This window comes from Cryptosporangium aurantiacum, from assembly GCF_900143005.1.
GTDB classification, from domain to species: Bacteria; Actinomycetota; Actinomycetes; order Mycobacteriales; family Cryptosporangiaceae; genus Cryptosporangium; species Cryptosporangium aurantiacum.
The window spans coordinates 320,233-340,103 of sequence record NZ_FRCS01000002.1; the positions used below are offsets into that span (position 1 = coordinate 320,233).

The 19,871-nt window shown below is 71.1% G+C and carries 17 protein-coding genes; 9 read left to right on the top strand and 8 right to left on the bottom strand.

Annotated features, from left to right (window positions below):
• Window positions 1-344: 344 nt before the first annotated feature.
• Window positions 345-2,891: an ATP-binding protein gene (locus BUB75_RS08275; protein ID WP_143175082.1), complete on the top strand. Its 2,547-nt coding sequence runs from the start codon at window positions 345-347 to the stop codon at window positions 2,889-2,891.
• On the top strand, window positions 2,879-3,676 hold the full coding sequence (locus BUB75_RS08280; RefSeq protein ID WP_073253778.1) for a LuxR C-terminal-related transcriptional regulator: 798 nt from the start codon (window positions 2,879-2,881) through the stop codon (window positions 3,674-3,676). Before BUB75_RS08275 ends, BUB75_RS08280 begins: the two co-directional genes overlap by 13 nt.
• Before the next feature lie 21 nt (window positions 3,677-3,697).
• Here BUB75_RS08280 and BUB75_RS08285 read toward each other — a convergent pair whose 3' ends face one another.
• The 4 genes from BUB75_RS08285 to BUB75_RS08300 all read right to left on the bottom strand — a co-directional run bounded on the left by BUB75_RS08285 (window position 3,698) and on the right by BUB75_RS08300 (window position 7,662).
• Window positions 3,698-4,771 carry an ABC transporter ATP-binding protein gene (locus tag BUB75_RS08285; RefSeq protein WP_073253781.1) on the bottom strand — a complete coding sequence of 358 codons (1,074 nt, stop codon included), beginning with the start codon at window positions 4,769-4,771 and terminating at the stop codon, window positions 3,698-3,700.
• Window positions 4,768-5,574: an ABC transporter permease gene (locus tag BUB75_RS08290; protein ID WP_073253784.1), complete on the bottom strand. Its 807-nt coding sequence runs from the start codon at window positions 5,572-5,574 to the stop codon at window positions 4,768-4,770. The genes BUB75_RS08285 and BUB75_RS08290 overlap by 4 nt, the downstream gene beginning before the upstream one ends.
• Complete coding sequence (locus tag BUB75_RS08295; RefSeq protein ID WP_073255137.1) at window positions 5,571-6,434, bottom strand: ABC transporter permease subunit; 864 nt, start codon at window positions 6,432-6,434, stop codon at window positions 5,571-5,573. Before BUB75_RS08295 ends, BUB75_RS08290 begins: the two co-directional genes overlap by 4 nt.
• 79 nt (window positions 6,435-6,513) lie before the next feature.
• Window positions 6,514-7,662: an ABC transporter substrate-binding protein gene (locus tag BUB75_RS08300; RefSeq protein ID WP_073253787.1), complete on the bottom strand. Its 1,149-nt coding sequence runs from the start codon at window positions 7,660-7,662 to the stop codon at window positions 6,514-6,516.
• Window positions 7,663-7,999: 337 nt separating this feature from the next.
• Here BUB75_RS08300 and BUB75_RS08305 point away from each other — a divergent pair, with 337 nt between their 5' ends.
• Both BUB75_RS08305 and BUB75_RS08310 read left to right on the top strand, forming a co-directional pair.
• A complete protein-coding gene (locus tag BUB75_RS08305) occupies window positions 8,000-9,931 on the top strand; it encodes a serine/threonine-protein kinase (RefSeq protein ID WP_073253790.1) in 1,932 nt (643 codons plus the stop codon).
• Between the two features lie 24 nt (window positions 9,932-9,955).
• Complete coding sequence (locus tag BUB75_RS08310; RefSeq protein WP_073253793.1) at window positions 9,956-10,732, top strand: universal stress protein; 777 nt, start codon at window positions 9,956-9,958, stop codon at window positions 10,730-10,732.
• Here BUB75_RS08310 and BUB75_RS08315 read toward each other — a convergent pair.
• Complete coding sequence (locus BUB75_RS08315; protein ID WP_218617377.1) at window positions 10,729-12,141, bottom strand: family 8 glycosyl hydrolase; 1,413 nt, start codon at window positions 12,139-12,141, stop codon at window positions 10,729-10,731. The genes BUB75_RS08310 and BUB75_RS08315 overlap by 4 nt on opposite strands.
• A gap of 135 nt (window positions 12,142-12,276) precedes the next feature.
• Complete coding sequence (locus tag BUB75_RS08320) at window positions 12,277-13,797, bottom strand: AI-2E family transporter (RefSeq protein WP_143175083.1); 1,521 nt, start codon at window positions 13,795-13,797, stop codon at window positions 12,277-12,279.
• Window positions 13,798-14,031: 234 nt separating this feature from the next.
• On the opposite strand from BUB75_RS08320, the gene BUB75_RS08325 reads away from it, so the two are divergent.
• Together BUB75_RS08325 and BUB75_RS08330 are read left to right on the top strand one after the other, a co-directional pair.
• Entirely contained in the window at window positions 14,032-14,712 is a 681-nt protein-coding gene (locus BUB75_RS08325; protein ID WP_073253800.1) for a hypothetical protein, read from the top strand.
• Between the two features lie 29 nt (window positions 14,713-14,741).
• Window positions 14,742-14,936, top strand: a complete 195-nt coding sequence (locus BUB75_RS08330) for a hypothetical protein (RefSeq protein WP_073253803.1) — start codon at window positions 14,742-14,744, stop codon at window positions 14,934-14,936.
• Between the two features lie 121 nt (window positions 14,937-15,057).
• Here BUB75_RS08330 and BUB75_RS48780 read toward each other — a convergent pair whose 3' ends face one another.
• Window positions 15,058-15,963 (bottom strand): winged helix family transcriptional regulator, encoded by a 906-nt coding sequence (locus BUB75_RS48780; RefSeq protein WP_073253808.1) that lies wholly within the window; start codon window positions 15,961-15,963, stop codon window positions 15,058-15,060.
• A 414-nt stretch (window positions 15,964-16,377) separates the two neighbouring features.
• Here BUB75_RS48780 and BUB75_RS08340 point away from each other — a divergent pair, with 414 nt between their 5' ends.
• The 3 genes from BUB75_RS08340 to BUB75_RS08350 all read left to right on the top strand — a co-directional run bounded on the left by BUB75_RS08340 (window position 16,378) and on the right by BUB75_RS08350 (window position 18,463).
• Window positions 16,378-16,854: an acyl-CoA thioesterase gene (locus tag BUB75_RS08340; protein ID WP_073253811.1), complete on the top strand. Its 477-nt coding sequence runs from the start codon at window positions 16,378-16,380 to the stop codon at window positions 16,852-16,854.
• Window positions 16,851-18,140 carry a hydroxyacid-oxoacid transhydrogenase gene (locus tag BUB75_RS08345; RefSeq protein ID WP_073253815.1) on the top strand — a complete coding sequence of 430 codons (1,290 nt, stop codon included), beginning with the start codon at window positions 16,851-16,853 and terminating at the stop codon, window positions 18,138-18,140. Before BUB75_RS08340 ends, BUB75_RS08345 begins: the two co-directional genes overlap by 4 nt.
• A 137-nt stretch (window positions 18,141-18,277) precedes the next feature.
• Window positions 18,278-18,463 carry a hypothetical protein gene (locus tag BUB75_RS08350; RefSeq protein ID WP_073253818.1) on the top strand — a complete coding sequence of 62 codons (186 nt, stop codon included), beginning with the start codon at window positions 18,278-18,280 and terminating at the stop codon, window positions 18,461-18,463.
• A 57-nt stretch (window positions 18,464-18,520) separates the two neighbouring features.
• Here BUB75_RS08350 and BUB75_RS08355 read toward each other — a convergent pair whose 3' ends face one another.
• Window positions 18,521-19,828 carry an NAD(P)/FAD-dependent oxidoreductase gene (locus BUB75_RS08355; RefSeq protein ID WP_073253821.1) on the bottom strand — a complete coding sequence of 436 codons (1,308 nt, stop codon included), beginning with the start codon at window positions 19,826-19,828 and terminating at the stop codon, window positions 18,521-18,523.
• Window positions 19,829-19,871 lie beyond the last annotated feature (43 nt).

Below are 19,871 nucleotides of genomic sequence, written 5' to 3' on the forward strand. Positions count from 1 at the left end.
GGCGCCCGGCCTACACCTAAACGGCTCTCATCGTGCCGGGGAGCGGGCGCGCGCTCCAGGCTCGGACGGCCGGTTTAGGCGGGGCTTGGGGATGTCTTAAGCCCCGGGCACGTTTGGCCTGCCCCCCGCTGCCACCGATTTGGGGGCATACTCGCACCCACGTCATTGCGGAATCCGGTTCCGGGGAATCCACAGTGTCTGTTTTCCCCGGATGAGCTAGCCGTGCGCATGAGGCCGCCACCAGGCGGGGACCTGATACCTGAAGGGTTTTCGGGTTTCACTGCGGCGTGTTAGCCCTAAAACCCAGCGAATACGGCGACTGACGACAGCGAAGGATAGACCGGATGCCGCTGACATTGGTCTCTGCCTTACGCGGTAGACCAGAGCACGTCCCGCCCGATTTCCCCGACGACGACGAAGACACCGGCACCGGCCGCACCGCCGACACCCAGCCACCCTCCACCCTCTTAGCCGGAAAAGTCGGCCTGGGCCCGGTGGCGGCCCGTTCCGGTGCGGTACTGCGGCTGGCGTGGTGTGTCGTCGCGCCGGTGGTCGCGTACGGCAGCGGACCGGTGGCCGCTCCCTCCTACTGGCGTGACGTCCTGGTGATCGGAGCCCTGCTGTGGGGGGTGAGCGCCGCCGCGGTGTGCTGGCGGGGCCAGCTGCCCCACTGGCTGGTGCTCGGCGACGTCGCGGTCTCCGCCGCGCTGCTCGTGGCCGCGGTCCGGCTGCTGCCCACCGAGGTCGCCGGTGCGGCCGGTAGCTGGGTCGTCGGCTGGGCCGGGGTGTCGATCCTGCTCGCGTCCTGGCGGCTGCGGGCGTCGCTGGTCTGGCTGGTCGCGCTGGCCGAGGTCGGCGCTTACCTGATCGGCTCGCGCTTGGCGGGCCGACAAACCGACAGCACGGAGCCGTTCGGGCTGGCCCAGTCGATCGCAGGCACCGCGCAGGCGGCCGGCGTGCTGCTGGCGCTGGCGGCGATCGGACTGGTCCTGGTCCGGCTGGTGCGGCTCGGAGCGGGCAACGCCGGCCGCACGATCTCGGAGCGGAACGTCGCCCGCCGGGAGGACGAAGTCGGGCGCGCCCGGCTGCACGACCGCGGCGTGCGTCGTCTGCTGCTGCACGACACCGTGCTGACGACGCTCACCGCGATCGCGCGCGGTGGACTGGAGGGCCGGGCGGACGTCGTCCGGGCCCGGTGCACCGACGACCTGGAGTCGCTCGCCGGTGATCCGGAGTCCGACGATCCGGTCCGGACCGGAAAGCAGCTGGTGGACGTCGTCCAGCGGCAGGCCGCCTACCGCGGGCTGCGGGTCTACGTGGCCAACGGCGCTCCCGACGATCCGTTGCCGGCGGCGGTGGCCGCGGCGTTCGCGGCGGCGAGCCGGGAGGCGCTGTCGAACGTCGAGAAGCACGCGGGCACCACCGAGGTCGGAGTGGCCGCCCGGGGCGAGGACGGCTGGCTCGAGCTGACGGTCCACGACCGCGGTCGCGGCTTCGACCCGGCGACGGCCCGCAGCGACGGCCTGGGGCTGTCCAAGTCGTTGACCGGCCGGATGTCCGCGGTCGGCGGCTCGGCCGCCGTGCAGTCAGCGATCGGGCGCGGAACCGTGGTGACGCTCCGGTGGTCGGCCGCCGAGGCACAGCAGGCCGCCCGCGCCGGCCTGATCCACAGCGTCCCCGAGGCGCCTGCCCCGGAACCGGCGGAGACCGGTCCCGCCGCGCCGAGCCCAGCCGTCGTCGATGAGGAGCGCATTCTCGCCGACCGCTACACCCGCTACGGTCTGCTCGCCCTGGCCTGGATCGGCCACTTCTGGCAGGCGCTGAGCCTCGGGCTGCTGATCACCAGCTGGTCGGACTACCGCTCCGGCTGGGTCGCGGTCGGCGGCTGGTCCGTGCTCTTCGTCGTCACGTTCATCCAGGTCTACCTGGTGACGTTCGCGGGCAAGCGCGGCCATCCCTCGGACTGGATCGACCGGCACGCCTGGTGGATCTCCGCACTATCGGTCGCCGCCGCGCTCGTCGTCCTGCTGGACTGCACCCCGACCGGCCTGCTCACCCCGGCCAACTGGCCGATCGGCGTGCTGGGCTGGATCCTCGCGGTGTTCGCGGTCCGGCGTCCGGGGCTGTTCGACCTCGCCTGGCTGGCGGTCGCGCTCACGACGCTGATCGCGGTCGCGATCGCGTGGGACGGCTCGACCACCGCGCTGGCGGTGGCGCTCGGCGTGGTGTTCGGTGCCGGGATCCCGCAGGTCGGTGCGCTGGTGATCGTCTTCGAACTGCGGCGGCACGCGACCGCCGCGGCGAGCGCACTCGCCGAACAACACCATTTGGACGCCGACCGCGAGGCGCGGCACGCGGTGACCACCGATCGCGCCCAGCGGGACGCGGCGCTCAATCGGGATCTGTTCCCGCTGCTCCGGGCACTGGCCAGCGGCAGCGCGGACCCGGACTCGCCGATCGTGCGGCGGCGCTGCGAACTCGCGGCGGCCGAGGTCAGAGCACTGGTCGACCACGACGACCTGACGACTCCGATCGCCACGCTGGACGCCGTCGCCGCGATCACCCGCAGCGCACGGCAGCGCGACATCGTCCCGATCGTCCACCTCGGCGAAGGGCTCGACGTCGTGTCGCCGGGCTGGCAGCGGACGTTCACCCAGCTGGCCGACCGGATGCTGGCCGAAGCCCTGCCCGGCGAGGCCACGCTCACCGTCCGGGGTACGCCGGAGGAGATCGCGATCACGTTCTGCTTCCCGACCGGTACGCCGGCTCCGCAGTTGGAGTCGGTGGCGGTCGGAGTCGGAAATCAACTAGTGCCGGACCGACGGGTCCGGGTGGACATCGAACCCGACATGACACGCACCGCTTGGCTGGAGGTGACATGGGACACGTAGACGAAGACGTGATCCGCGTCGTGGTGATCGACGACGACGAGATCCTGCTGCACGGAATCCACACCTGGCTGTGCCAGGGCAATCCGGGCGCGGAGGGGCCGACGGACGGACTCGAGGTGCGGGTGGTCGAGACCGCGAAGTCGGTGACCGAGCTCCTCGCGCCCGCCTCGGCCCCGGTCGTCGGCAGCGCGGCGGTGAACGGCGGGGCACCGATCCGCCGGAACAACGGCATCACCCACCCGGTCGACCCGACCAGGGCCGGTCTCCCGCCGCAGAGACTCTCCCGGGTCGCGCTGCTGGACCTGCGGCTCCGGGACGGTAGACGGGTCGCGGACAACGTCCGCGCGCTGATCCAGGCCGGCTACACGGTCGTCACCTGCAGCACGATCGACGACGCAGGTCTGGTGCACGAAGCCGGCCGGGCCGGTGCGCTGAGCTACGTACGCAAATCGCGGGACGCCGACGACATGCGACAGGCGTTGGCTGCCGCGGCCAGGGGTGAACGGCACGTCTCGCAGAGCCACGCCGCGCTGATCCAGCGGGCACGGTCCTACGGGGTGCCGGAGTTGTCCGGCCAGGAGCGGGAGGCGCTGCGCCTCTACGCGTCCGGCCTGACGATGTCGAGCGTCGCGCGGCGGCTCAACGTCAAGCAGGGCACCGCGAAGAGCTACCTCGACCGGGTACGCGACAAGTACGAGCAGGCCGGACGCGCGGCCCGGACGAAGCTCGAGCTGCGCGACCGCGCGGTGGAGGACGGCGTCCTCAGCTCACCCCGCCTGGAGTGAGCTGAGGAACGCACCACTGCGTCAGCTCGCGGGCGTGGCCGCCACCGGCGTCCGGGCGAACGTCACCCGGACGGCGGTGCCGGGCGCCAGGTCCGACACCGCGGAACTGGACACCTGGGCGAGGATCGACTCGCCGCCGGGCATCGTGACCGTGACGCGGCTGCTGGAGCCCAGGAACGCGGCGGCGACGACCCGGGCCTGCCCTTCCTGATCCGGCGTGACCTCTACTGCTTCCGGACGCACGTACGTGGTGACTGCGGTGCCGCGCGGGGCGACGTCCGAATCAGCAAGAGGCAGTACCTGACCGAGGACCTCAACCGTCCCACCGTCCCTGACCTCGCCGGGCAGGCGGTTGCTCAACCCGACGAACTCGGCGACGAACGCGGTCGTCGGCCGGGCGTAGACCTCCTCCGGGGGACCGATCTGCTCCAGGTTGCCCGCGCGCATGACGCCGACCCGGTCGGCGACCGCGAGCGCCTCCTCCTGGTCGTGGGTCACGAACAGCGTCGTGGTGCCCACTTCCAGCTGGATCCGCCGGATCTCGTCCCGGAGCTGCACGCGGACCTTCGCGTCCAGCGCGGAGAGCGGCTCGTCCAGCAGCAGCACGGCGGGCCGGATCGCCAGCGCTCGCGCCAACGCGACACGCTGCTGCTGACCGCCGGAGAGCTCGTGCGGGTACCGGCCCGCCTGCGCGGACAGCCCCACCAGTTCCAGCGCCTCGGAGGCTCGCTTCCGGCGTTCGGCGGCGCCGGTCTTGCGCAGCCGCAGCCCGAACTCGACGTTCTCCACGGCGGTGAGGTGCGGGAACAGGCTGTATGCCTGGAAGACCATGCCCATGCCCCGCCGGTTGGCCGGAACCCGGGTCAGGTCCTTTCCGCCGACGGTCACGGTGCCCTCGTCGGCGTCCTCCAGGCCGGCCAGCACCCGCAGCGCGGTGGTCTTGCCGCAGCCGGACGGCCCGAGCAGCGCGACCAACTCGCCCGGCGACAGCGTGAGGTTCAGCCCGTCGAGCGCGTGCACGTTCCCGAACGTCCGCCGGAGCCCGGACAGGGCCACTTCGACGCTGTCCTGCCTCAAATCAGCGACGGCCGTCACGATGCCTCCCGAGAAGAACGACGTCGGCGACCGACGAACGAAAGCGCGAACAACAGGACGAACGCGAGGACGAGCGAGACCAGCGACACCGCGACCGAGATCGTGGCGCTGCTCTTGCCCAGCAGGTTGATCGCGACCTGCAGGTTCTCGCGGTTGAGCAGGGAGGCGATCGTGAACTCGCCGAGCACCAGCGCGACCGCGAGGAACGCGGCGGACAGCACCGCGGACCGGATGTTCGGCAGCACGACCCGCCAGAGCACGGTGCCCCAGCCGGCGCCGAGGCTTCGGGCGGCCTCCGACAGCGTCTTCACGTCGATGGCCGAGAGCCCGGCGTCCAGCGCGCGGTAGGCGAACGGGAGCACCAGGATCACGTACGCGAACGTGAGCGTCAGCGACGAGCCACCGACGAAGTACGTCACCCACGCGTACACCGGCGCCAGGCCGACGACCAGGACGATCGCCGGGATCGTCAGCGGGAGCAGGCAGAGGAACTCCAGCGGCCTGCGCAGCCACGGCAGCCGCAGGCGAACCCAGACCATCGTCGGGACCAGCAGGACCAGCATGAGCACCGCGGTGAGCGCCGCCTGTTCCAGCGAGTACACGATGCCGGCCGAGAGGTCGGGGTAGTCCTCCTGGATCTGACGCCAATCGAGCAGCGTCGTCCAGACCTCGGCGGTGCGACCGTTCGTCGCCCGGGTGGTGAACTCCAGCATCGCGTAGAGCGGGAGCAGGAAGAACACCCCGAGGACGATCAGCACGGTCCAGCGGAACGCGGTCAGCTTGCGGCGGCGGGTGGCGTTCATCCGAGCCACCGCGAGGTGCGGCGCTGCAGTAGCGCGTAGAGCCACATGACGACCGCCACCACGATCACCATGCCGAGCGCCAGCGCCTTACCGACGTTCTCCTGGCCGAGCAGCACCTCGCTGGTGAGCGCGTTGCGGATCTGCAGCGGCACGATCGGGCTGCCCTGGCTGACCAGCGCGGCCGCGGTCGCGTACGCGGAGAACGCGTTCGCGAACAGCAGCAGGGTCGAGCCGAGGAACGCCGGTGCCAGCAGGGGGCCGCCGACCAAACGCCAGTACTGCCAGGTCGAACCACCGAGGCTCTCCGCGGCCTCCCGCCACTGCGGGCGGATGCCGTCCAGCGCGGGGAGGAACACGATCACCATCAGCGGGATCTGGAAGTACGTGTAGACGAGCGTCAGGCCCGGCAGCTCGAACAGCCAGACGCCGCCGGCGAAGATGTTCACGTCGTAGTGGTCGGCGAGATACACGGTGACGAAGCCGGTCAGGCCGATCGTCGCGTAGAACGCGAACGCCAGCGTGACACCGCCGAATTGCGCGAGCACCGCGCAGGCAGACGTGACGACCCGGCGCAGCATCCCGTCCGGCTTCGCCGTGGCCACCGCGTAGGCGAGCAACGCACCGAGCACGGCGCCGATCAGCGCGGACGCCGCCGACAGCGAGATGCTGAAGACGAACGCGTCGAGGACCTGACGTTCACCGAGCGCCTTGATGTTCGCCAGCGTCGCGCCACCGCCGTCCTCCGGGCTGGCGCCGAACGCCCCGATCACCACGACGAGCGTGGGGATGATCAGGAAGATGACCACGTAGGCGCCGAACGGCACGACGCCGAGCAGGTTCAGCAGCGACCGCGGGTTCAGGCGCTTTCGCCCGCCGGCCCCGCTCCCCTCGGTGGGGAGCGGGGCGGGCGTGGCAAGCGCCTCGACAGGAGGAGCTGACTCAGGCAACGGCCTTCGCCCAGTTCGCGGCCAGGTACTCCTTGGCCTTCGTGGTCTGCGCCTCGGTCTGGAAGACCGGGGTGCCGCTCACGGCGGGCAGCTTGGCGAACGCGTCCTTGTCGATCGTGCCGGCCTTCTCCATCGCGTCGGCGCGCACCGGACGGGCACCACCGGCGAGCCAGAGGTTCTGGCCCTCGTCGGAGTACAGGAACTCCTGCCAGAGCCGTGCGGCGGCCGGGTGCGGGGCGTCCTTGTTGATCGCCTGGACGTAGTAGCTGCCGACGACGGCGTTCGCCGGGACGACGGTCTTCCAGTCGACCTTGCCCTTGAGTTTCTCGCCCTGGCCGACGTTCAGGTAGTCCCAGTCGATGACGACCGGCGTCTGGCCCGACTCGATCGTGGCGGGGGTCGGGTCGACCGGCAGGAAGTTGCCCGCGGCCTTGAGCTTCTTGAAGAACTCGACGCCGGGCGCGATGTCGTCCGCGGACCCGCCGTTGCCGAGCGAGGCCATCACGACACCGCTGAACGCGGCACCGGCCTGCGTCGGGTCACCGTTCAGCGCGACCTTGCCCTTGTACTCCGGCTTGAGCAGGTCGGCGACGCTGGTCGGCGCGGGGACCTTGCTCGAGTCGTAGCCGATGCTCATGTAGCCGCCGTAGTCGTTGACCCAGAGACCCTTCGGGTCCTTGAGCTCGGCCGGGATGTCGGCGAACGTCTGCACCTGGTACGGCGCGAACAGGTCGGTGTTCGCGGTGGCGACGGCCGGCCCGAGGTCGAAGACGTCCGGCGCCCGGTCCTGGCCCTTGAGCGACTTCGCCGCGGTGATCTCGTCGGCGCTGGACGCGTCCGGCTGGGCGGAGTTGACCTTGAGGTCGTACTTCTCCTCGAAGGCCTTGATGATGTTGCCGTAGTTGGCCCAGTCCGGCGGGAGCGCGATGACGTTGAGCTCGCCCTCCTTCTTCGCGGCCGCGACCAGGTCTTCCAAGCTGCCGAAGTCCTTCGCGCTGGTGGCCTCAGCCGCCTTCGCGGTGTCGGTGTCGCTGGACTTGTCGTCTTCCGGCGGCGAGCAGGCCGTGATCGCCAACGCGAGCGCCGCCGCGGTGGTCAGCGCCGCGACCCGGCTGAGCCGGCGGGCGAGAGGGTTACGCACAGGTCCTCCTTCACACAGGCGGTTCCCCTGAACCGCCCGAGGGGTTCTCGCACAGAGCGAGAACAGGGACTTCGTACCGCTGAGGCCAGCCCGACTCCAGGTCTGTTTCCGTTTTGCGACCTCGGCCGGTCAGACATTCAGGCAGCCGAAACTCGGCGTTGGCTTAAACCCGGCAAACTGGCTTTGCGCTGTGTGCCCCGTCACTACGCCCTTGACCTGCTGAAGCATGCTGACCAGGGCGGTCGGTCCGCCTCTGACGCCGACCTATCCCCCGTTCAACGGACACAGTGGAGAATCGGTATCGTTTCGGTGACGGACTCGGGGGTACCTCAGAGCGATGGCCGACACGCAGCAGACGGTCTTGGCGGGCCGGTACCGCCTGGTCGACCAGCTTGGACGCGGTGGCATGGGCACGGTATGGCGTGCCCATGACGAACTGCTGGATCGTGATGTCGCGGTCAAGGAAGTGCTGCTGCCCCCCGGTGTCGATGACGAAACCCGCAACGACCTGCTGGAACGCACGAAGCGGGAAGCGCGCGCCGCAGCGCGGCTGAGCCACCCGAACGTTGTGACGGTCTTCGACGTCGTCGAGGTCGAGGGTCGGCCGTGGATCGTCATGGAACTGGTCAAAGCGCGCGGATTGAACCAGATCGTCCGCGACGAAGGACCGCTGCCTCCGGAGCGCGTCGCTTCGATCGGCGTCCAGCTGCTCAACGCCCTGGGTGTGGCACACGCGTCCGGCATCTTCCACCGGGACGTGAAGCCCAGCAACGTGCTGGTCGCCGACAACGGCCGGGTGGTGCTCGCCGACTTCGGTATCGCGAGCGTGCAGGGCGACCCCGCGATGACCCGGTCCGGCCTGATCCTCGGCTCGCCGTCGTACATCGCGCCGGAGCGGGCCCGCGGGTTGCCCGCCGGGCCGGCCAGCGACCTCTGGGCGGTCGGCGCGACGCTCTACACCGCGGTCGAGGGGCGCCCTCCCTACGACCGCGACGGCATCGTGCCGATCCTGACCGCCGCCGCGATGGAGGACCCGGACCCGTTCCGGCTGGCCGGGCCGCTCGAGCCGGTGCTCACCGCGCTGCTCCTGCGCGAGCCGGAGAAGCGTCCCTCGGTGGAGGACGCACGGCTCGCGCTCCGGCAGATCTCGCTCGCGGCCCTGCCGCCTGCGCCCGAGCGTCCGCGCCGGCGGAGCATGAGCGCCACCGCGGTGCTGCCTGCGACCGACTCCGCCGCGCCGGTGAGCCCGGCGGCCAAACCGGTCAGCCCGACGGCCAAACCGGTGAGCCCAGCGGCTGAACCGGTCAGCCCGGCGGCTGAGCCGGTGAGCCCGGCTGCGGCCGGGGCGGCTTCGGTGGCGGCGGAGGCGGCCGCGCCCACCAGCCCGTCCGCCGCGGCCGCGACACCGGCGCAGCGGACGCCTCTCGAGGAGGCGTCGTCGATCAGCCCGCCCGCTGCTGCGGAGGACGTCCGGCCGGACTCCCCCGCCGTGGTCGGCTTCGGCTCCGAACCCGCGGTGAAGGCGCCACGCCGCGCGTCGATCCCGCTGGTGGACGACGTCCCGGCAGCACCCGCCGCCGCAGGCACCGCCGCTCCCGGCCGGGGGCGGACGATCGGCGTGGTGGCAGCCGTGATCGTCGTCCTGCTCGTGGTTGCCGGTCTCGCGTTCGCGCTGAGCAACCGCTCGGACGACCAGGACGGCGCGACGCCTGCTCCCTCGTCGGCGGCGCCGTCCGCCGCGTCACCGTCGCCCGGCTCCACCGCCGGGAGCAGCAGCCCGAGCGCGGCCGCGTCGTCGCCGAGCGCCACGACGCAGGTCACCGCGATCCCGGCCGGGTGGCGCGAGTACACGAGCCCGACCGGCTTCAAGATCGGCGTCCCGAACGGCTGGACCGCCACCCAGAGCGGCGACGGCATCCGGATCAACGGGAACAACGGCATCTTCCTGTTGATCCAGGAGTCGGACACCCCGAAGCAGGACGCCAAGGCCGACTGGGAGGCGCAGGAGTCCGAGCGGCGCGGCGGCCTGCCCGGCTACCAGCGGATCAGCATCGATTCGGTCCAGTACCGGAACTACTCGACGGCTGCCGACTGGCAGTTCTACCTCGACCGCGGCCAGGGGCAGATCCACGTCCTGAATCGGGGTTTCGTGACGTCACGGACGCAGGCGTACGGCTTCTGGTTCGAGGCGCCGCAGAGCAAGTGGGGCGAGGCGCAGAAGTATTTCCAGACGTTCGCCAACACGTTCCAGCCCGCTCCCGGGAGCTGACGGGCGCTCTCGGACAATAGGGGCATGACCGAAGCACGGCCGATCGTCGTCGGGGTCGACGGCTCCCCGGAGAGCCGGCACGCGATCGCGTGGGCGGCTCCGGAGGCAGTGCTCGGCGGGCATCGGTTGCGCCTGGTGCACGCGGTGTCCGCGCGGGGCAGTGAGAACGGGATCCTGGCCGAGGCCAAGGACGTCGCGTGTGCGGCGGCACCGACCGTCGACGTGGAGACCGCGCTGGTGACCGGCAGCGCGGCCAGCGCGTTGCTCGCCGAGGGGCAGGACGCGGCGTACCTGGTCGTCGGCGCACGCGGCGAGACCGGGTTCGCCGGCCTGCTGCTCGGTTCGGTGGCGCTACAGCTGGCGCAGTACGCCTCCGGCCCGGTCGTGGTGGCCCGGCCGCTGGCGAAGCGCACCGGGCGGGTCGTCGTCGGGGTCGACGCCTCCGACGATGCCGCCACCGCACTCCGCCTGGCCGGCGCGGAGGCCGACCAGCGCGGCGCCGACCTCGTCGTCCTGCACGCGACCCGAGACCCGATCGCGCCACGGGTCCGGACCGCGATCGACGCCGCGGTGGCGCGCGTGCAGGCGCTGGCACCGGACGCGCACGTCGAGGGCCGGGTCGTTCAGGCGCATCCGGCCGAGGCGCTGATCGAGGCCTCGGCGGACGCCGACCTCGTCGTGGTGGGATCCCGGGGTGTCGGGGGTTTCCGCGGCATGCTGCTGGGCTCGGTGGCCGCGGCGGTGCTGCACCACGCGAAGAGCCCGGTCGCGGTGATCCGACGACGCCCGGAGAGCGCCTAGGACACGCCGGGCGTCCACCAGTTGCCGGTCAGCACCAGCATGACCTGCAGGCTGATCGTCGCCGGGTAGTACGCGTCACGCCGCACCGGCGTCGAGGTCAGGTAGCGCCACTGGGCGTCGATCCAGTGCTGTCCGTTGCGGTCGAGCATGGCGGGCACCGCGAACGGCACGACGAACGCCGGCTCGAGATCGTCGGTGAGCGGCTTGCCCTTGAGTGAGTACCCCGCGCGGATCCGGGACGGGTCGTCGCCGCTGGTGTGCCGCGCGAACGTGTTCAGTGCGGCAGCCGCTGCCATCGAGCGCGGGTCACCCGAGAGCACCGCGTCGGTCCCGATGCGCCAGGGCACACGGCAGGCGTTCCACCAGTACTTGCCGTCGTTCTCGCTCTCCAGCACCTCGCCGTGAGCGGGCCGGGGAGTCCGGTCGATGTGCTCCACGAAGTCGGGCAGCAAACCGGTGCCGTGCGAGTAGTCGGCCTGCAAGCGCGTGATCAGGCCCAGGTGGGCCTCGAGGACACGATCCCAGAACGGGTCGCCGGTCACCGCGCGGAACGCCCGGAAGTGGCCGAGCATCCAGTCCGAGGAGCGGGAGATCCGGCTGACGTCGTCGTCGCCGTCACGCGCCCAGTCGCCGGCCCGGACCAGGTGCGACCGGGGATCAACGACGCTCCGCTTGATCGCCTCGATCCGGCGTCGGGCCTGGTCCAGATAGGTGGAGCCACCCCACTGCTCGTGCGCGAGCAGCAGGCCGTACGCGATGTCCAGGTCGGCGTCGGCGGCCGAGTCGCCACCGTTGACGCTCTCGCACCGGTCGTTCTGCTCGGCGGCGTGCAGGTCGGGGTCGATCGACGACGGGTGCGCCAGGACGTACCGGAGGATCGCGTCGAACTGCTGCTGGGCGTTCGGGTCGGCGCCCGCCATCAAGGCGGTGATCACCAGCCCCCACCCCTGCGCCTCACCGACGTACGGCAGGTCCGCGTCCGGGGACACCACCGCGGCCCAGTTCTGCCCGCACGGGCGCTGCCGCACGAACGCGGCCTGCCACTGCCGGTAGTAGGCGGCGACCGCGTTGTTGAGGCTCTCCTGGGGTCCGGACGGTCGGATCACCGCACCGCGGTAGGAGGCTCGCCGAAGGCTGCCGAACGGTACTGCGACGGCGGTTCGTTCCTGCGGATACAGCGCTTCCCCCTGTGCCGGTGCCGTCCTCGGCGTCGGCGACGTACGCGCCGAGCGCTGTTCACTCGAAACGATACCGCCCCCGAGTCCGGCGCTCTCCGCGTCGGCGCGGAGCAGGTTCGAGGCCAGCGGGACGCCGCCGATGAGGGCGGCAGCGACGCCGCCGGCCACTGCCGCAGCACGACGACGTGCACGACGGGCCTGCCGCCGCTGGGTGCGCGGACCGACGGTCACGTCCCGGTCGCGCCGAAAGACATAGGGTTCGTCCCGAGGTGCCCCCGGCATCGGACACCCTCCCAAAGCAGCACGAATCGGCACATCTAGTGCGATCTTATGCCACTACCCGCACATCTCGCGGCCCCGCGAAGGTCAGGTGGTCGCGGACGAGGTGCCCGCCGGGCGCGGCGGGGAGACCGGAGCCGGAGCGGCCTCGGGGGTGAGCTCCTCCACCGGCGTCTCCTCGGGTGACGCCGGTGCGGCCAGCGAGCCGTCCGCATGGTGCGGAGCGTCGTCACCGTGCCGCGGCGGCATCGGCGGTGGGGACTCGATCGGACCCTTCGCCACCGGCTCGTGGATCGGGTGCTCCTCGACCTCGTATCGCCGGATGTAGGACCCGACGAACGTCTGGCTGATCGCGGTGAACGGGATCGCCAGGATCGCACCGATCGGCCCGAGGACGGCCGCGCCCGCCAGCACGGCCCCGAACGCGACCGCCGGATGCAGGTCGAGCGTCCGCGCGGTGATCTTCGGCTGCAGCAGGTAGTTCTCCACCTGCTGGTAGATCACCACGAACACGAGCAGGAACAACGCGTCCACCGGGTGGGACACCAGCGCGACGATCAACGGCATCGCCGCCGCGAGGTAGGTGCCCACGGTCGGGATCAGCTGCGAGACCAAACCGACCCAGAGCGCCAGCGCCACCGCGTACGGGACGCCGAGCAGGGTCAGCACGATGTAGTGCGCCAGCGACGACACCAGCGCCAGCAGAAGTCGCGAGTAGAGGTACCCACCGGTCTTGTCGACCGCGATCTCCCAGGCCCGCATGACGTCACGCTGGCGGGCAGGCGGCAGCACCGAGCACAGTGACCGGCGCACCCGGGGCGCGTCCGCGCAGAGGTAGTAGCCGAACAGGATGACGGTCAGCGTCTGGAAGATGACGCCGAAGACGCTGGTGCTCAGGTCGACCGCGTTGCTCGCGACCCCCTCCGCCCAGCGCCGCAGCGGCCCGTCGTTCGCGGTGACCTGGTTCTGGATCTGCTGGATCGAGATGTTCGTGTCGAACGTGCTGTTGACCCACTCGATGGTCAGCTCGAGATACTGCGGGAACCGGGCGGAGAGCGTCGTCACCTGCGAAACCAGCAGCGAGCCGACCGCGACCATGAAGCCGATCAGCGACGCCAGCACGACGAGCATCGTCACGCCGGTCGCCGCGCCCCGGCGCCAACCGCGGCGAGCCAGCCAGTTCACGGCCGGTTCCAGCGCGAACGCGAGGAACTGCGCCAGCAGCAACAGTCCGATCAGGTCACGCAGCCGCCCGAGCAGCCACCAGGCGAGGAAGAACGCGGAGACGGTCAGCATGGCGAGCAGGAACGCGCGCGGGAGCCACCGCGGCATCCGGTCGCTCCGGCGCCGGTCTCCCGGCGACCGGTGTCGTTCGGCGTCGTCCCGGCCGAACGTCGGGTCGCCGAGGTCGTCCACGGACGCCGCCCGTCGCGGGTCGGGCCGCTCGTGCTCGGCCGCCATCTCGACGGCCGGCGGGGACGTCACCGCCTCCGACGCCGAGGGATGCCCGGCGCTCCGGTGCCGACCGCCCGGCCGCCCGGCCGCGACCCGCTGCCAGGCTGCCCTGGCGTAGGCGGGAAGAGCGAGCCGACGCTCGCGCTTTGCCATCCCGCCCCTCCTCGTTCAGTACTACGCGCAGTGTCACAGGATACGGCGATCACGCACCCCGTCTAATTCGTGACGCAGCGATTGGTCTGACACGAACGTGTGAAGGACCGCCTAGGATGGACAGGACTCTTCCGACCCGAATCGGATGGATTCGGGTTCAGTCTGTCCTGAGCTGGGCACATCTGTGTCAGCCCACAAGGACGTTCACCCCTCAGCTAGGAAGGAGGAGCCTGGATGGTTCTCTTCGTCACCATGGTCGTCCTGGCGGTCGCTGTCGCCACCACGGTGACCGCAGGAAACAAACAACACGCCGTGCTCGCAGTGACCGGTGCGGTGCTGTGGACGACTGCCGCAGCCGGCCTCGCGGTCGTGAGCGGTGTCCACCCCGTGCTCCTCGCGCTGGTCGGCGCGTCGCTGGGGTACACCGTCCACCGGCTCACCCGGCGCGCGCTCGCCCACCGTCACGACCAGCGTCCGACCGCGCTGTTCCTGCTCAACCGCGGCCAGCGGACACGGACCGCGGCGCCCGACGACATCACGCTGACGCTGCGCACGATCCGGACGCTGGACCGGGAGCAGTCCGAGCGCGAGCCGCTGCACTGGTCGGTGGTGGCCGCCGCCGGTACCGCCGCCACCGCACTCGAGGGCTACTGGGCCTACCAGCACCTGATCGCCGGCGGTGGGGTCTTCGCCGACCTCACCGCACTGGCCGGCTTCGCGGTGCTGGCGACGCTCACCGTGGCGCTGACCGGCGTGGCCGGCCTGGCCGTGCACATGCGGTCGACCCCGCGCGTCGACCCGGCACCACCGCCGATGCCCGCACCGAGCGAGATGCCGACGATCGCGTTCACACCCGTCCAGGTCAGCAAGGTCAACAGGCGCCGGTCCCGTCCGACGGCGTCCGCGAGCCGCTGACCCCCGACTGATCCCGCAGAGGAGACGCCATGACGCCGCGCAGCTTTCCGCCGTCGCTCGATACCGAGGCCGATCAGACCGACGTCGCCGAGCAGGCCCGCACGCTCGTCGACGAGGACGACGACACGGCGACGCCGCCGCCGGTGCAGGGCCTCGAGGTGCCGGTCGCGGACGCGATCGAGCAGTCCCGCGCCGTCCCGATCGACGAGGACGACTACCGCTGAGAAGCCGTAACGACGACGCCGGGGTCGGCAGGTGGCCTGTACCTGCCGGCCCCGGCGTCTGCCGGGGCCAACGTCTGTCGGGGCCAACGTCTGTCGGGGCCAACGTCTGCCGGAACTCGGTTCAGGCGCGCTCGTGGAGGACCGCGACCCGCTCCGCCGCGTCGAGCCGGTAGCCGACGCCTCGGACCGTGGAGATCACCGGACCGGTTTGCTCGACCTTCGCGCGCAGCCGCCGGATGTGGACGTCGACCGTCCGCTCACCGCAGATCACCTGGTGCCCCCAGACCAGCCGGAGCAACTGCGGCCGGTCGAAGACCCGCCCCGCGTGCTCGGAGAGGAACAGGAGCAGGTCGAACTCCCGCCGGGTGAGCAGCAGCTGCTGCCCGTCCAGCAGCGCGACCCGACGTGCGGGATAGATCTGCAACGGGGCGGTGGACGCCGCCGGCTGCTCGGCGGCGGTCGCGTCCGGGGACGTCGCCGGACGCGGAGCGGCGTCGACGGCCGCCACCGCCACGGCGCCGGAAGTCTCGGTCACCCGGGGCTCAGCCGGTCGCGGCTCGGCCGACCACGGTGCGGGCGCGACGAACGCGGGCAGCGGCACCGGCGACGACACCTTGGCCTGGTCGGAGCCGGGCCGGGTGCCCGGCGTCCAGCTGACACGACCGTTCTGCGACGGGAGCGTGCCGACCGAGCTCAACGCCGGCCGACCGGCCCGGGACGGGTTGCTGCCCGCGCCGATCTGTAATCCGACGGCGGCGGAGACGTCGATGCCCGGCGCCTCCGCACCGGCCGAATCGACCAGGTCGCGGATCTCGCCGGCCAGCCGCGTGGCAGCCTCCAGCGCGTCGGGGCCGGCCACCGCGACCTCGACGAGGATCGTCGCCGCGGACGGGGACGCGGAACCCCGCGGCCGGGCACGTCCCGGCGCGACGCTGGCGGCAGGGCGCGGAGTTCCGGCGCGGTTGGGAGAGGGACGCTGCGGTGCGATGCGCGGTCGGGCGTTCTGGGTGACGGGCTGAACGGTCATCGGCTGCTCCTGACGGAGGGCGGAGGACGCGCCGATACCGGGCGTCCACGCAAAAGGACGGAAACCGAACTGCAGGCGGTGCGGGAGCAGCGGTCCGACTACGCCGTCGACCGACTGGAAGCCGCGATCAGTAAGCCCGACACCGGGCGCTGGACGCGCGTCCAAGGTCGACGTGCAGGCGACCGGTCAGGTTCCAGGCGTCGCTCATGACGTCAGTCTTACAGACACAGTTCAGAAAAACAATTCCTATCGGCTTGATAGGTAACCCCGACCCGAGCGGTTCAACAGAATGCCGCCTCAGTTGTCACCGCAGACACAAAGTTCTCCCCAGGACCACTCACCTCGACAGCTAGAACACGCCACATTCGCCGATATCTCCGATCCCGCGAGGTTTCGCCGAGGCACGATGGCCCCATGCCGAACCTTCCGAGCCGGACCGCGTTTCCGGTACTCCGGGACGTGCCGACCCGGTGGCACGACAACGACCACTACGGCCACGTGAACAACGTCGTGTACTACGCGTACTTCGACACGGCGGTGAACGGCTGGCTGCTCGACGCCGCCGGCTCCGACATCCGTGAGCTGCCCGCGATCGGTCTCGTCGTGGAGACGTCCTGCCGCTACTACCGCCCGATCGGCTTCCCCGACCGCCTCGAGGTCGGCCTCGGCGTCGCCCGTCTCGGCAGGTCCAGCGTCGTCTACCGGCTGGCGGTGTTCCGCGAGGGCGACGAGGAGGCCGTGGCCGTCGGACGCTTCGTGCACGTCTATGTCGACAGCGAGACCAGGCGGACACTGGAGATTCCCCCGGTGCTCCGCAGCGCGCTGGCACCGCTGGCAGAGAAAAGCGCACCGCTGTTCGCCGCCGCAGATCTGCTCGAGGAGGCCCGATGACCGACCTGCTGACCGAGTCCGTGTTCACCTGGGGTGCACCGCCGATGAAGTACGGTCCCGGCGCGGTCGACGAGATCGGTTTCGACGTCTCGCGCCTGGGCGTCCGCCGTGTCCTGGTTCTCACCGACCCGCGGATCGCCGCCACCGGCCTGGCCGCCCGGGTCGGCGAGGCACTGAAGGCCGCAGGCGTCGACCACGCGCTCTACGACCAGGTGCACTGCGAACCGACCGACGACAGCCTGCGTGCCGCGGTGGCCGCGGCCACCGAGCTCGCCGGGGCCGAGGACTTCGACGGGTTCGTCGCGGTGGGCGGCGGATCGGTGATCGACACCGCGAAGGCCGTCAACCTGCTCAGCACGTCCGGTGGCGACCTGATGGACTACGTCAACAAGCCGGTGGGAGGCGGGCAGGCGCCCCGGAAGCCGACCAAGCCGCTGATCGCAGTGCCCACGACGGCCGGGACCGGGTCGGAGAGCACGCCGGTCTGCGTCCTGGACATCCTCGGGCTGAAGGTGAAGAGCGGGATCAGCCACCCGTCGCTGCGGCCGGCGCTGGCCGTCGTCGACCCGCTGGTGACGCTCTCGCTGCCCGCGGCGGTGACCGCGGCGTCCGGAATGGACATCGTCTGCCACGCGCTGGAGTCGTACACCGCGCGGCCCTACACGAGCTTCCTGAGGCACGCCGCCGAGGCCCGGGTGGCCTACAACGGCTCGAACCCGGTCTCCGACACCTGGGCGGAGAAGTCGCTGGCCCTGATCGCCCGGAGCTTCCGGCGCGCGGTGCTGGTCGGCACCGACCTGGGGGCACGCTCGGACATGATGCTCGCGGCCACGTTCGCCGGCATGGGGTTCGGGAACGCCGGGGTGCACATCCCGCACGCCTGCGCGTATCCGATCGCGGGCATGGTGCGCGATTACCGGCCGGCCGGTTACGACGCCGAGGAAGCGATGGTGCCGCACGGCCAGTCGGTCTCGCTGACCGCACCCGCCGCGTTCCGGTTCACGTTCCCGACCGACCCGGAGCGGCACGTCCGCGCCGCGTCGCTGCTGTCCGGTGGTGCGCCGACCGACGCGGCGCCTGCCGACCGGCTGCCCGAGGCTCTGGTCGCGCTGATGCGCGATATCGGCATCCCGTCCGGGGTGGCTGCGGTCGGTTTCGGTTCGGACGACGTCGACGCGCTGGTCGAGGGAACGCTCAAGCAGCAGCGGCTGCTGAACGTCGCGCCCCGCGAGGTGACCGCGGAGGACCTGGCCGGAATCTTCCGCTCGTCGCTCGAGAACTGGTAGCCGAGTTTGCGTTCGAAGTGGACGGGGAACTGGGGGCGCAGCAATGAGAAATGTTCAGCCTCCCATCTTTGCCCTGCTCAGGACCGCGGGAAGGGCCGGCTGAACATCCCTCACTCCTAACCCCCAAGGAGCCCTGCATGTTTGCCATCCTGGCCGCGATCACGTTCGGGATCCTGCTGTTCCTGGACCTGATCGACCAGCTTCCGGTGAGCGACCTGTTCAACTGGAACACGCTCGTCGCGCTGGGTCTTCTCTTCGTCGCGCTGCACCTGTGCGGTTACGGCACCGCGTACCCGGCGCGCTGGCGCCGCGGCCGTCGCTGACCGCAGTCCTTTGTGAAGGCCTACCTCGGCTCGGTCCGAGGTAGGCCTTCACACGTCTCAGTGCTCCGCGCCGGTCGAGGTGTCCAGCGGAACCGCCGACCCGCGGACCAGACCGAGCTGGCTGACCTGCCTGCGGAACGTCGCGTCGAGGACCCAGTCGGCGACGACGCGCGGGTGGTTCCCCGGCATCGCCAGCAGGTGGTAGCCCCGGGTGACCACCTTCGCCGGGAACCCGGACAGCGGGATGCCGAGCGGGTTCGCGGCCGCCTTGGCCCCGCTCAGGTCGACGACAAAGCCCAGGTCGTGGTGCTTGTACCGATCCGCGACGCCGAAGCCGAGCGACGCCGCGACGTTCTTGCCTGCCTGCTTGCCCTGCCGCTCGGCGTGCTGCGCGGTCATCGGCGTGATCTCGCCGGGCCGGGTCAGGTCGGGCACCGCCGCGCTGTCGCCGCACGCGTAGACGTCCGGGTGATCAGGAACGGCCAGGAACGCGTCAACGGTCAGCCGCCCGGACTGGGTCGGCAGACCCAGGCTCTCGATCAACGGGTCGGGCCGGACGCCGACGCACCAGGCCAGCGTGCGGGTCGGCACGAACTCGCCGTCCGTCAACTTCACACCGTCCGGGGTCGCCTCGGCCACCGACGTCTTCATCCGCACCTCGACGCCGCGCTCCCGCAGCGTCCGGTCGGCGGCGTGCCCCAGCCGCGCGTCGAGCCCCGGCAGCACGGCCGGCGCCAGGTCGAGCAGCAGCCAGCGGATCTTCTGGTCACGCAGGTTCGGCAGGCGCTTCGCGGCGGCCTCGGTGAACAGCTGGCAGGCCGCGGCCACCTCGGTCCCGGTGTATCCGGCGCCGACCACGACGAACGTGCAGCGCGCTTCGCGCTCGTACGGGTCGCTGGTGACGCTCGCCAGCTCGAGCTGCCGGATGCAGTGGTCACGCAGGTAGAGGGCCTCGGCGATGCTCCGGAAGCCGTGCGCGTGGTCGGCGACACCCGGGACCGGGAGCAGCTTGTTCACGCTGCCCGGAGCCAGGATCAGCCGGTCGTACCGGATCGATCCGCGCTCGCCCTCCGGGTTCTCGAAGTAGACGCGGTGTTCCACCGTGTCGACGGCGTCCACCTCGCCGAGGACCAGACGCGCACCGCCGAGCGTGTTGACCAGCGGCACGGTGATCCGGCGGGGTTCGAGGATCCCGGCCGACACCTCGGGCAACAACGGCAGGTAGAGGAAGTAGTCGGTCGCGTTGACCACCACGACCTCGGCCTGGCCCCGGCTCTGGCGAACGGCGGTGCGTGCGGCGTGCAGACCGGCGAAGCCGGCACCCACGACGACGATCCGCTTCCTCGTGTTCGTACGGTCGGCCACTAAAACTCCTTCGGCTGACGGAGAGGATGCTCCCGGCTTACCC

What these genes read in the sequence shown, in the direction of transcription:
- BUB75_RS08325 (WP_073253800.1), top strand. Translation starts at nt 14,032, where the DNA reads ATGGTTCTCTTCGTCACCATGGTCGTCCTGGCGGTCGCTGTCGCCACC.
- BUB75_RS08345 (WP_073253815.1), top strand. Translation starts at nt 16,851, where the DNA reads ATGACCGACCTGCTGACCGAGTCCGTGTTCACCTGGGGTGCACCGCCG.
- BUB75_RS48780 (WP_073253808.1), bottom strand. Translation starts at nt 15,963, where the DNA reads ATGACCGTTCAGCCCGTCACCCAGAACGCCCGACCGCGCATCGCACCG.
- BUB75_RS08305 (WP_073253790.1), top strand. Translation starts at nt 8,000, where the DNA reads ATGGCCGACACGCAGCAGACGGTCTTGGCGGGCCGGTACCGCCTGGTC.
- BUB75_RS08310 (WP_073253793.1), top strand. Translation starts at nt 9,956, where the DNA reads ATGACCGAAGCACGGCCGATCGTCGTCGGGGTCGACGGCTCCCCGGAG.
- BUB75_RS08320 (WP_143175083.1), bottom strand. Translation starts at nt 13,797, where the DNA reads ATGGCAAAGCGCGAGCGTCGGCTCGCTCTTCCCGCCTACGCCAGGGCA.
- BUB75_RS08350 (WP_073253818.1), top strand. Translation starts at nt 18,278, where the DNA reads ATGTTTGCCATCCTGGCCGCGATCACGTTCGGGATCCTGCTGTTCCTG.
- BUB75_RS08330 (WP_073253803.1), top strand. Translation starts at nt 14,742, where the DNA reads ATGACGCCGCGCAGCTTTCCGCCGTCGCTCGATACCGAGGCCGATCAG.
- BUB75_RS08280 (WP_073253778.1), top strand. Translation starts at nt 2,879, where the DNA reads ATGGGACACGTAGACGAAGACGTGATCCGCGTCGTGGTGATCGACGAC.
- BUB75_RS08290 (WP_073253784.1), bottom strand. Translation starts at nt 5,574, where the DNA reads ATGAACGCCACCCGCCGCCGCAAGCTGACCGCGTTCCGCTGGACCGTG.
- BUB75_RS08340 (WP_073253811.1), top strand. Translation starts at nt 16,378, where the DNA reads ATGCCGAACCTTCCGAGCCGGACCGCGTTTCCGGTACTCCGGGACGTG.
- BUB75_RS08275 (WP_143175082.1), top strand. Translation starts at nt 345, where the DNA reads ATGCCGCTGACATTGGTCTCTGCCTTACGCGGTAGACCAGAGCACGTC.